Below are 12445 nucleotides of genomic sequence, written 5' to 3' on the forward strand. Positions count from 1 at the left end.
ATATGGATAATTTTAAAATCATAATTGTTGAGGATGTACCTCTTGAACTAAAAGGTACAGAAGGTATTATTCGTAATGATATTCCTGAGGCTCAGATTATCGGTACGGCCGAAAACGAAACAACTTATTGGAAACTTCTAAAAGTGCAAATGCCAGATTTGGTCCTTTTGGATTTAGGATTAGGTGGAAGTACTACTGTTGGAGTTGAAATTTGCCGACACACAAAAGAAACTTACCCGAACATCAAGGTCCTCATTTTCACAGGTGAAATACTTAACGAGAAACTGTGGGTTGACGTTTTAGATGCGGGATGTGATGGAATTATCCTAAAAAGTGGCGAACTTCTTACTAGAGGGGATGTCTCTAGTGTAATGAATGGCAAGAAACTTGTTTTTAATCAGCCAATACTTGAAAAAATTGTTTCAAGATTTATGGAAAGTGTGAAAAATCAAATCATGAGACAAGAAGCATTTGTTGATTATGAAATTGATGAATATGATGAACGTTTTCTACGCCACCTTGCACTTGGATATACAAAAGAGCAAATAACCAACTTACGTGGAATGCCTTTTGGAGTGAAAAGTTTGGAAAAACGTCAAAACGAATTAGTACAGAAACTATTTCCTAATGGCAATGGCAGGGTTGGAGTAAATGCGACACGTCTTGTTGTCCGTGCAATCGAACTAAGGATTATAGATATAGACAATATTCACCCAGATGAGGAATAATCGTTTACTAAAAATTATAAGTTATTCCGCTGTAGTATTGGCATCATGTCAGGTATTACTAATTTTGGTTTCGTGGTTTATAACGGCTGCGATACCAGATTTGAGCATGCATTCTCTGCTAAGCAGTGAAGGGATACGATGGTTTATGGGGCAATTCACATATAACATCTCATCACCTGTTTTAGCTCTGATTACCGTGATTAGCATTGCTTACGGATGTTTGCTTACCTCTGGGTTACTAGATATTAAACTACATATGGATATCCGACAAAGGTTGGCTATACGCCTTGCATCATTAGAGGCAATAATATTTTTAGTCGTTATATTGCTTTTTACAATAGTTCCGCATGCTGTACTATTAAATATTGACGGACATATACTGAGTATCAACTTTCTTATGTGTATGATATCATACATCTCATTTGCTGTGTTGGTAATATCAACTACATATTCAATCTCAGTAGGACGAATTTCGTCCATTCCAAGTCTTTTTGCGGTTATGTGTGAAGGCATAAAAAAAGCGGCTCCAATATATATAATCTATATTCTCGCCGCTCAATTATATTATTCAGTTTTGTTTGTATTTTTTTAGCTAAGTTCTGATAATTCAAGCCAACGCATTCCTTTTTCATCAAGTTCATCTTTTATGATAGGTAGACGCTTGCTTTTTTCTGTCAGTTCATCAACGCTCAGAGTACCAGAACAAAGTTCTTCTTCAAGATTTTTTTGTTCAATCTCCAATTGTTCAATCTCTTCACCAAGACGTTTGAATTCCATGTTTTCTTTGAAACTCATCTTACGTTTGGTCACATTATGGTAATCTGTTTTTTGTTCTTTACTTTTGTTTTCAGCATTATCTTCTTCTTTAGCTTTCAAACTTTCCCATTCTCTATATTGAGTATAGTTTCCTGGAAAATCCTTAACCACGCCATTGCCTTTAAAAACTAGCAAATGATCAACAGCTTTGTCCATAAAGTATCTATCATGACTTACAACGATGACACATCCAGGGAAGTCTTGAAGATATTCTTCAAATATTTGCAGAGTCTGAATATCAAGATCGTTTGTAGGCTCATCCAATACCAAGAAGTTTGGATTTTTCATAAGTACTTGGCACAAGTACAGTTTTCGCCTTTCACCACCACTAAGCTTATACACATAATTATGTTGCTGTTCGGGTGTGAACATAAAATATTGCAAGAATTGGCTCGCAGTCATGTAGCGTCCTCTGCCTAGATCTATATCTTCAGCTATATCTGTGATGACGTCAATTACTTTTTGCTGATCATCAAATACCATTCCTTGTTGCGAGAAATATCCAAATCTCACAGTTTCTCCTATATCAAATTTTCCACTATCAGGTTTAACTTCGCCAAGAAGCATCTTTATAAATGTAGATTTGCCGGTACCATTATTTCCAACGATTCCCATTTTTTCAAATCGTGCGAAATTGTAATAGAATTCCTTAAGAATTACTTCGTTTTCATTCCATGCTTTACTTACATATTGGCATTCAAAAATCTTTGAGCCTATATAAACATTGCCAGCTTTCAATCTTATTTGGCGGTCTTCAATACGCTGTTTAGCCTTAGCCTGCAAATCATCGAAAGCATCCTCACGATATTTCGCTTTATGTCCACGAGCCTGTGGCATCCTTCTCATCCATTCCAATTCACTTCTATAAAGATTATTGGCTCTGGCGATCTCGCTTCTAGTATTATCTATTCTCTCTTGTCTTTTTTCAAGATAGTAGCTATAATTTCCACGATATATGTATATCTGCTCATTGTCTAACTCCAAGATGGTGTTACACACTCTGTCTAGGAAAAATCGGTCATGAGTAACCATCAGCAGCGTTTTGTTGCCTCTGTTTAAATACCCCTCCAACCATTCTATCATTTCAAGATCCAAATGGTTAGTAGGTTCATCCATTATAATGAAATTCGGTTCTGTAATGAGCACATTCGCCAAGGCAACACGTTTCTGTTGGCCGCCACTAAGCTGCCCCATCGGTTGCTCAAAGTTTTTAATCTTTAATTGTGTAAGAATCTGCTTATATTTAATTACTCTTTCTTCAGAATTATCATGATTAAAACAAGCTTCTAGTACGCTCTCAGCATTATTAAATTTAGGACTTTGCTCTAGGTAACCAATCTTTATATCATTCTTATAGACGATGCTTCCTGAATCCTTCCCCTCTTTATCTGTCAATATTGACAACAGGGTAGACTTTCCTGTTCCGTTTTTTGCAACAAGTCCAACCTTCTGGCCTTCGCTTACTGAAAATGATATATTATCGAATAACACTTGCGATCCAAAACTCTTAGTCAGATTTTGTACGTCAAGATATGGTATTTGTGCCATCTATAAATTTTTATTTATTCCGTCTATATAATCCAGCACTTCTTCTTTTCCACTTTTCTTTTCAGAAGATGTTATAAAATATGGCGGAAGAGTTTCCCATCTGTCTTTCAACTTGTTCATCCAATCCTGTGCGTTCTGTTTTGCCTTTCCTGGTCCTAACTTATCTGACTTTGTAAATATTATAGTGAAAGGCACATTACTTTCACCAAGCCAGTCAATAAACTCACGATCTATTTTTTGCTGTTCGTGCCTTACATCAATAAGTACAAAAACAGTTACCAATTGTTCACGTTGCAATATATATGACGAAATCATTTTCTCTAATCTCTGTGTTATAGATTTTGAATGTTTTGCAAATCCATAACCTGGCAGGTCAACAATATACCATTCATTATTGATAATAAAATGGTTTATCAGTAACGTCTTTCCTGGGGTAGATGACGTCTTAGCAAGCTTTTTATTATTGCACAGCATGTTTATGAGACTTGATTTTCCCACATTTGATCTTCCGATAAATGCGTATTCTGGCTTATCATCATTTGGACATTTGCTCACTAATGGTGCTGATATTACGAATTCAGATTTCTTTATTTCCATATTGGGGTTCTTTTTTGTTTGCAAAGATAATAAAAAATATTATCTTTGCATCTTAAATAGCATTATATATGAAGTTAATAAGTTGGGGATTTATTGGTTGTGGTGAGGTTACCGAGAAAAAATCGGGACCAGCTTTCAATGAAGTTGAAGGTTCACATGTCGAAGCTGTCATGAGTCGTAGCGAGTCTAAAGCACGTTCTTATGCAGAGAGACATCATATTCCGAAATGGTATACTGATGCGCAGGAGCTAGTAGACGATCCAGACATAAATGCTATCTACATTGCTACACCGCCTTCGAGTCATGCTACATTTGCTATCATGGCAATGAAAGCAGGTAAACCTGTGTATGTAGAAAAGCCACTCGCAGCTAGCTATGAGGACTGTGCACGCATTAACAGAATTAGTGAGCAAACCGGCGTTCCATGTTTCGTAGCTTATTATCGTCGCTATTTACCATACTTCCAACGTGTAAGGGATATTGTCAAAAATGGATTAATCGGTGAAGTAACTAACGTACAAGTTAGGTTTTCCGTTCCGCCACGTTATTTGGACTACAATAGCCATGAGAATCTCCCTTGGCGTTTGCAACCAGATATTGCTGGAGGTGGATACTTTTACGACTTAGCTCCTCATCAATTAGATATTCTTCAAGAGTTATTCGGAGTAATTACACGTGCCCATGGTTATTGTGCCAATCGTGCTCACTTATATAAAGCTGAAGATACCATTAGTGCATGTTTCTTGTTTGACAGCGGCCTACCTGGTAGTGGGTCATGGTGTTTTGTTGGGCATCAAAGTGCCAAGGAGGATTGCATTGAAATTATAGGGGACAAAGGTTCTGTATCTTTCTCCGTTTTCAACTATGATCCTATACGATTAGTTACAAGTGAGGGAAACATGAATATCGTTGTTCCAAACCCACCTTATGTTCAATTACCTATTATAAAATCTGTTATAGAAGACCTCCAGGGCTTTGGGGCGTGTACATGCACAAGCGTGAGTGCTACTCCTGTAAATTGGGTTATGGATAGAATATTAGGCAAACTTTAAACCATATTCTGGCTTTGAGAAAATATATATTTATATTTGCTTTCTTCATGCTGCAAGTCCAGCAAATTTATGCCGATAACAACGAGCATAACTTTCCAGACTCTATTGTTTCAGACAGCACACAACTGCCTGCAAAAAAATGTGGAAAGCATTTAAAGAATAGTTTTCTTGATCGTCTTTATGATATAGCAAAAGATTTTTCTCGCATCGACACTAATTATATAGAACCACAACATTATAATTATGCATTCATGCTCCAGAATACCAATACCTATGAGATATATAGGTTGCAAACCGGCAAGAATATGACGGTAACGTTTAAGCCTGATTTAAATGTAAAGTTTGGACCATATTTTGGATGGCGTTGGATTTTCCTTGGTTATACTCTCGACGTATCACATATAGGGGGCTCAAATAACAAACACGAATTCGACGTAAGCCTTTATAGTAATCAAATAGGACTAGATGTATTTTACAGAACATCAGGAAACGACTATCATATTAGTAATTTGACTCTTGATAAAAAAAATAACACAAGAAATATTGATGGTACACCTTTTAGTGGTCTAAAATCAAGTATAAGAGGATTTAATCTTTATTACATAACTAATCATCATAAATTCTCATATCCAGCTGCATATAGTCAAAGTACATGCCAGCGTATTAGTGCAGGTTCACTACTCTTTGGTGTTGGATTTACGAGTCAGAAACTTAGTGTTGATTGGGAGGCGTTGGCAGAAACCATGAATAAATATCTTGGCAAAGAACTGACGGAATCAGTTTTTGATAGTTCACTTGTTAAAGGTGAAGTAAATTATGATGATTTGTCATTGCAAGTTGGATATGCATATAATTGGGTATTTGCAAGAAACTGTCTTTTTAACGCATCACTTTCATTAGCTTTGGCATATAAACATTCAAGTGGAGATTCTGACCATAAGAATTTTACCTTCCGTGATTTCAATTTTGATAATTTCAATATCGATGGAGTTTCACGTTTTGGAATCGTTTGGAATAACACTAAATGGTATATTGGGTCAAGCGCTATCCTACATGCATATAATTATCACAAATCAAATTTCTACACTAATAGCGTATTTGGAAGTTTGAATTTTTATATAGGATTCAATTTCGGGCATAAGAAAAGCTAACTCATCTTACTCGGATAACTCTTATTCCTATTTGTAATGGATGCTTTTTCATATAATCATGCAGCGTCATTGATTCTTCAACGACATTTTTCCTGATTTGACTTGCATTCAGCAGATGAAGTCCATCCCTATGCCATACAGCAATGCCAATATGGCTTGTATCAAGTCCAGCCTTTGATGTTAATATTGCTATGATATCGCCATCTTTAATTGTGCTTTTACATGAATTGGTGTTAGAAATCATATTCTTAGGAATATATCTATATCTTTTCCCAGAGAGTTCTTTCTCCATAGCATTTATGCTTCCAATCCATTCTGGATGTTCCATCAGCATAGGATAACTTGCTACATGATTTGTCATATAGTTTGTATTCACTATCTGAATAGCCGTAAAAGGTGAACTATTCTTTTGAATTTCCAGAACAAAGCCATTTCTCGTGTTATTCGCTATCCAATTAGAAAAATAGTGTAGGCGAGAGGTGTACTCCACGTTTCCTCTATCATATCTTATCTTTTGCAGGTTTCGACAAAAGTCGTTAAAACTAGCCGATGATTTCTTTACGCATAGTGTCAATGCCAATACATTTTCCACGTATGTAGTACAATCTAATTGTCGTAAGTTTACAATCAACTGTTCTGTAGGGTTTACTTCCAATGTTTTTGCTACATAAGGCACACCTTTTAGTCTTCGTGCAAAATAAATCATCATATTGGTATTCTTATTTTGACGTAATCCTTCTGCAAGCAATTTTGTTACTTTTATGCTATCTGCCTTTGTATAGCTTATAGCATTTAATTGGCAAGCAAAAAGAAGAAAGAATAAACCAACGATAACTTTTTTCATCATACTTATATTCTTATAATTTGTTTGACACCTTTGACCGTCTTAAGCTTTTTGATAAGTGAGTTAAGTTTACCAGTATCTTCAATCATCAAGACAAGATTTCCGCTAAACAAACCATCGTGAGAGTCAATATTTATAGACCTCATAGTTAGTTTGTCTTGTTTTGATATAATATTTGTTATGTTGCTTACTATACCAATATCATCATTACCTATTACACGCAATGTTATAATATATTGATTAGAACCTTTTCCACTCCATTTAGCATTTACTATTCTATATCCAAACCTTTTTCTAAGTTCAGGTGCATTCGGACATGTTTTTCTGTGAATAGTTATTCCACCAGTAACTGTAACAAATCCAAATATATCATCACCGTAAATAGGGTGACAGCATTGGGCTAACTTATAATCTATACCTTTCAGGTCACGATCAATTACAAGTACGTCATCATTTTTGTATGCAAGTTCTTCGTTTGGATTTTCAAAAGCAAAGTTCTCTGCACTTTCCGTAGATTTGACCGCATTCAAATTTTGATCATGATCACGAGTCTTTAAATATTTGTCTATAACAACATTAGGATCAAGTTTCTCGTCGGCTATGTCCTTATAGAAATCAGAATTTTCCTTATATCCCATCTTTTTAATAACATGAGACATGACACTTTCTTCGATTTCTATTTTTTTATTCTTAAATCTTCTTTCTATTAGTTCCTTGGCATATAAGCCTTCTTTTGCTTGTGTTTCCTTCAAAGCAAGACGGATTTTTGCCTTCGCCTTAGAACTTTTCACAATATTCAACCAATCCCTTTTTGGTTTTTGATTGCTTTGTGTAAGTACTTCAACTGTATCTCCTGAATGCAGAACCTCTCTAAAACTAACAACCTTGCTATTTATTTTTCCACCTACACAGGTATTACCAATATTTGAATGTATGTAATAGGCAAAATCAAGAATTGTAGCACCCTTAGGAAATTTAAGCAAATCACCTTTAGGAGTAAACACATAAACTTCATCCTCATACAAATCCATCCTAAACTGATCCATCAGTTGCAGGTCATCATTGTTTTCCAGTGCTGCTCTTATGTTTGCCAGCCAGTCGTCAATACCGCCTTCACTCTTTACCCCCTTATAGCGCCAGTGTGCAGCAAGCCCATGCTCGGCTATTTCATCCATGCGCTCAGTTCTGATTTGTATTTCAACCCATTTATTTTCTGGTCCAAGAACAGTTATATGCAAACTTTCATAACCATTGCTCTTTGGAACACTTAACCAGTCACGTAGTCGCTTAGGATTAGGTTGATACATGTCGGTGATTATTGAATAAACCTGCCAACATTGCATTTTTTCCTTTTCAATAGGCGTATCAACTATAATTCTTATTGCGAATAAATCATATATACCATCAAAGCCACACTTTTGCTTTTTCATCTTTTGCCAGATGGAATGAATGCTTTTAGTACGGCTTTTAAGATGATATTTCAGTCCAGTTGATGTAAGTTTCTCGTTTATTGGTCCAACAAATCTCTTAATATATGTGTCACGTGCAGCTTTTGTTGCATTAAGCGAATCTTTGATCATGTAATAAGCATCGTGCTCGAGATATTTCAAACTCAAGTCTTCAAGCTCACTTTTCAACTTGTATAGGCCAAGCTTATGGGCGAGTGGGGCATACAGATAACTGGCTTCCTCACTCACCTGATGCTTTTCATTAACAGCATTGGTGTCACGAATTTGTCTCATCAGATTCACCCTGTCGGCAATCATGATAAGTATAACGCGCATATCTTCGGAAAACGAAATAAGTAAATTTCTGAAATTATCACTTTCGATAATTGGATTTCGTTTATACAAATCTTGTATCCTCACCAATCCACGTATTACATGAGCCACACTCTCACCAAACTTATCTTGCATTTCCTCTATTGTAGAGTAATTGTTTACGACAAGCGTATAGAGTAGGGTAGCAAGCACTCCATCTCTTTTTAGTCCGATTTCATCAACAGCTATCTGTGCTGTCCTTAAAGCATGCAATATAGGGTTTAAACCAAATACATCTCGTTGTATCTGGTTATCATATATTGCTTTTTTCAGATGCTGCTTTATTTTATCTTCGTCATCAGATTTCAAAGTGTCGCCTATAGTTTTCCTAAGATGAGACATGATTTTTCTTATCTCATCTAGCTCTGATCGTGTAAATTCAAATTTTTCTGTCATTATTTGATTTCATATTTTGCGTCACAACTTAATCGAGCCACCAATATAATCTATTGGTGCTTTTCTCTAAGCAAGTCGTTAACTGTCTTTACTGGATTAAATGTTTCCAAAGGAACTTCTACAAAAACAGTATTCCAATCACTCATTGCTCCATTCCATAATCCTGGCAATTCCAAAGCTTTAAGATCTTTACCATTCTTGCTCTTGCTGCTTATGAAGCCCGTATTTCTGTCTACATATTCAGGGAGATTAAAATCATTTCCCTTATAATCTTTTATTGCACAGACCAAGTCTACAGGATTGAAATGTGTTCCATTCTTGAACATATCCATGTATTCTGCATTATTTGTATCAATTTGACAGCTTTCCAATATCTGCAGACTAACAGTTCCGTCTTGATTATATGTCAGGAATGGGCCGCCACCAGGCTCTCCCACATTCTTTACAACTCCGCATGCACGCATAGGTCTATTTAGTTTCTTTCTTAAATAAATAACCAAATCAGCATCTTCCAAATCCTTTATATCCTGCTTTCTGCAGCATAGGTCACGTTGTACGAATCTTATTATTTCCTCAAGTTTCGCATGATTGTACTTTCCTGAGTCAAGCAGTCTAAGATATTCAAAGGTCTTATTCTGTAAATCAACTAATATTCCAGCCAATATCTGCTTATATTTCACAGTTTCATCCTTTAATCTGTCTGGCACTACATTGTCAATATTCTTAATGAAAACAATATCAGCGTCTATCTCATTAAGATTTTCAATTAATGCACCGTGACCGCCTGGCCTGAACAACAAACTATCATCTTCATTTCTGAAAGGAGTATTGTCAGGATTTGCAGCAATAGTATCAGTACTAGGCTTTTGTTCAGAGAAAGTGATATTATATTCAACACCGAATTTCTCAGAATACTTATTTATTTTTTCAGCTACTTTAGCTTTAAACAAGTCTAAGTGACTATGACTTACTGTAAAATGTACATTTGCCTTACCCTTACTACTTGCATATAAAGCAGCTTCAACAAGATGTTCTTCCATTGGAGTTCTAGGACCGTCTTCATAATTATGGAAGAGTAATAATCCCTTTGGCAAACTACCATAGTTTAGTCCGTTCTCATTAAGCATATTCGCAACAATGTTCTTATACTTGCCTTCTTTCATTAACTCAGTAATACAATGATCATCATTAGCCTTGCATTTATCACAAAGTTCTTTTTTAAATGCGAACTTCTTTATATTATCAAAAAAATCCTTTTCAAAATCTGTTGTAGGAACATTATATGTTGCACTCAGAAAAGCGAACATATTTTTGAACATACGGCTTGCAGCACCACTAGCAGGAACGAATTTAACTATTTTATGGCCTTCGTTTTTATAATCATTCCATATATTTACATATTTATCCTGTTCATCTTCTTTTGGAGCTATTATTCCTTTATCTATTGACGCAGCAGATTCCAATTTAAGAAAAGGGAAACCTTTTTCTATCTGCTTGAGCTGAAAATAAACCTGTTCTTCGCTAATTCCGTGAGCTTCAATTTGATTGATGTCTTGTTTTGATAATGCCATATTCTTTATTTTGATTTAATTTATTATATCCTTATGCAAAAATAGCAATAATATTTGATACATTAAAGATAAAACCCATAAAATCTAGTTAAATATTAAAAACATTCTTCACCCATTTGCACATTTGGAAAAAAATAGGTAATATTGCAACTATTATGATAAGAAAAACTATAATATGTTTACTTTTGATGTTATCTATCTTTGATAATATCAACGCACAAAGCATGCGAAGTCTATGGATTAACATGCCTGACTCTGTTATCGGATATATGGATAAAAACAGTCGCATAGAATCTATGGATTATTTAGAGATGAAAGTAAAAAGCGACATTAAAAATATGCTAGGTGAGACATCAACTGTTGATACTATAACCAACGATTTTATGTCAGCCACACTGAGTTCTGCGATGAAACTAACAATTAAAAAATTGCCAGTTGATGGCAATGATAGTCTGATTTGCATGGTTCGCACATATACAGCCGGTAATGAAAAAGAGAGTAGTATATGCTTCTTTAATTCCAAATGGGAGCCTATAAAAATAGACGTGAATCTGCCTAGTCAAAATAATAATAAAAACATCGTCTTGCAACAACAAATTTCATCATCTGACATTTTAGTAATACAATTACAACCAAAGGTATTTATTGAAGAAAATGATGATAAAAATGCGGCAAAATCGTTAACAACATTAAAATGGAATACTAAAAGTGTTAAATATACACCGAAATCGTTATAAATATCATGCGAAAATTTGCAGGTAACAAAACAATTATTACCTTTGCATCGTGTTTTTCATGGTATTAGATTATTAAGGTTAAGAAAAGATTGGTTGTCGTGAGACAATCAATTTTTTTTGTTTATATATGTAGCCAATTTATAAAGCTTATATAATCTATAAGATCATTATTTTAATAGGCTGTAGTATTTATAAATATCATGATAAGTATTTTTCTATCTTTTACTAATTTAATTTTGAAGCATAATGATAATTTTGTTTATAAAATAAATAGAGGCATTAAATTTATCTTCAAAGCTGTTTCTTAGTAATCTACTTATAACATAATAATTAAAGTATTGCACAAGCAGGGATCCAACTAAACTTTTCTTTCAGAAAATGCCTTTCATTGTGTAAGTATTCTTATAACAAGAAGAACTTGATAACATCTTTAGCTAAACAGAATAATTATATTTATTTATCATAATCCTGATTATATTTGTTTTTATCAAGAAATACCAAACAGAATTAATGCCTGGTGACCATACTTATTCATCGTTTTTAGCTACGGAGCTACGTTCGAACATGAAAAGCTTTAGTTTAAAGGGGCTGCAGATAAGTCAAATATAATTTTACCTACGATAAGCTACGTTCAAACTACGGCAAAAAACAAGTATTGCTACTAAATAAAATTGCTTTATAACGATAAAACAAAAACTTTTGATCGATGCTATGAAAACTTTACATCGTAGAATAGAAAACGTTTGATCGTAGGAATAGAAACTTTATGTCGTAGAAACAAATCTATTTTATCGTAGAAACGAATTTAATCAATTGCGAACATAAATTTATGACACATATATACTTATAATTAAGAACAAATAGACAATAAACTAAAGTTATTTAGCTATGGATGTGATATGATATATACTTGGTAAATAATACTGCTTTATTTACCGCAAAATTTTTAAATCTCCACATAGAGTTTCCAAAAAACAAGTGTCGAAGTGTCAACATGCTGATTTCTAAGCTATTAAATAGGATATAAGTGTCGGTAAAGTGTCGGCTAAGTGTCGGTAAATTTTGTGTTTGATGGAAGAAAAGCAAATTCACCATTATTATTATGCGATTTTATGTTTGATTGAGATAACGTAGAATCTACCGACACTTAGCCGACACTTTACCGACACTTAAAACAAGTCTAAA

At 34.5% G+C, this 12445-nt stretch carries 10 protein-coding genes; 4 read left to right on the plus strand and 6 right to left on the minus strand.

Annotated features, from left to right (window positions below; genetic code table 11):
* Positions 1 to 2 precede the first annotated feature (2 nt).
* Positions 3 to 728 carry a DUF5932 domain-containing protein gene (locus tag HEQ28_RS03490; RefSeq protein ID WP_434503797.1) on the plus strand — a complete coding sequence of 242 codons (726 nt, stop codon included), beginning with the start codon at positions 3 to 5 and terminating at the stop codon, positions 726 to 728.
* Positions 729 to 938: 210 nt separating this feature from the next.
* On the opposite strand, the gene HEQ28_RS03495 is transcribed toward HEQ28_RS03490, so the two are convergent.
* The 3 genes from HEQ28_RS03495 to yihA all read right to left on the minus strand — a co-directional run bounded on the left by HEQ28_RS03495 (position 939) and on the right by yihA (position 3689).
* Entirely contained in the window at positions 939 to 1208 is a 270-nt protein-coding gene (locus HEQ28_RS03495) for a hypothetical protein (protein ID WP_434503798.1), read from the minus strand.
* 108 nt (positions 1209 to 1316) lie between these two features.
* Complete coding sequence (abc-f, locus tag HEQ28_RS03500) at positions 1317 to 3092, minus strand: ribosomal protection-like ABC-F family protein (protein ID WP_434503799.1); 1776 nt, start codon at positions 3090 to 3092, stop codon at positions 1317 to 1319.
* Positions 3093 to 3689, minus strand: coding sequence for a ribosome biogenesis GTP-binding protein YihA/YsxC (yihA, locus tag HEQ28_RS03505; RefSeq protein ID WP_434503800.1), 597 nt, complete (start codon positions 3687 to 3689; stop codon positions 3093 to 3095).
* A 68-nt stretch (positions 3690 to 3757) separates the two neighbouring features.
* Here yihA and HEQ28_RS03510 point away from each other — a divergent pair, with 68 nt between their 5' ends.
* Positions 3758 to 4741 carry a Gfo/Idh/MocA family protein gene (locus tag HEQ28_RS03510; RefSeq protein WP_434503801.1) on the plus strand — a complete coding sequence of 328 codons (984 nt, stop codon included), beginning with the start codon at positions 3758 to 3760 and terminating at the stop codon, positions 4739 to 4741.
* A gap of 8 nt (positions 4742 to 4749) precedes the next feature.
* Positions 4750 to 5892 carry a DUF4421 domain-containing protein gene (locus HEQ28_RS03515; protein ID WP_434504417.1) on the plus strand — a complete coding sequence of 381 codons (1143 nt, stop codon included), beginning with the start codon at positions 4750 to 4752 and terminating at the stop codon, positions 5890 to 5892.
* Position 5893: 1 nt separating this feature from the next.
* On the opposite strand, the gene HEQ28_RS03520 is transcribed toward HEQ28_RS03515, so the two are convergent.
* Genes HEQ28_RS03520 through HEQ28_RS03530 form a run of 3 tightly spaced genes read right to left on the minus strand, consistent with a single transcriptional unit; the run spans position 5894 to position 10523 of the window.
* A complete protein-coding gene (locus HEQ28_RS03520; RefSeq protein WP_434504418.1) occupies positions 5894 to 6736 on the minus strand; it encodes an N-acetylmuramoyl-L-alanine amidase-like domain-containing protein in 843 nt (280 codons plus the stop codon).
* Positions 6737 to 6741: 5 nt separating this feature from the next.
* Positions 6742 to 8952 carry a RelA/SpoT family protein gene (locus tag HEQ28_RS03525; protein ID WP_434503802.1) on the minus strand — a complete coding sequence of 737 codons (2211 nt, stop codon included), beginning with the start codon at positions 8950 to 8952 and terminating at the stop codon, positions 6742 to 6744.
* A 50-nt stretch (positions 8953 to 9002) separates the two neighbouring features.
* Positions 9003 to 10523, minus strand: a complete 1521-nt coding sequence (locus tag HEQ28_RS03530) for a DUF4301 family protein (protein WP_434503803.1) — start codon at positions 10521 to 10523, stop codon at positions 9003 to 9005.
* A 155-nt stretch (positions 10524 to 10678) separates the two neighbouring features.
* On the opposite strand from HEQ28_RS03530, the gene HEQ28_RS03535 reads away from it, so the two are divergent.
* Positions 10679 to 11260 (plus strand): DUF3256 family protein, encoded by a 582-nt coding sequence (locus tag HEQ28_RS03535; RefSeq protein WP_434503804.1) that lies wholly within the window; start codon positions 10679 to 10681, stop codon positions 11258 to 11260.
* Positions 11261 to 12445 lie beyond the last annotated feature (1185 nt).

This window comes from Prevotella sp., from assembly GCF_051059605.1.
Classification (GTDB): Bacteria; Bacteroidota; Bacteroidia; order Bacteroidales; family Bacteroidaceae; genus Prevotella.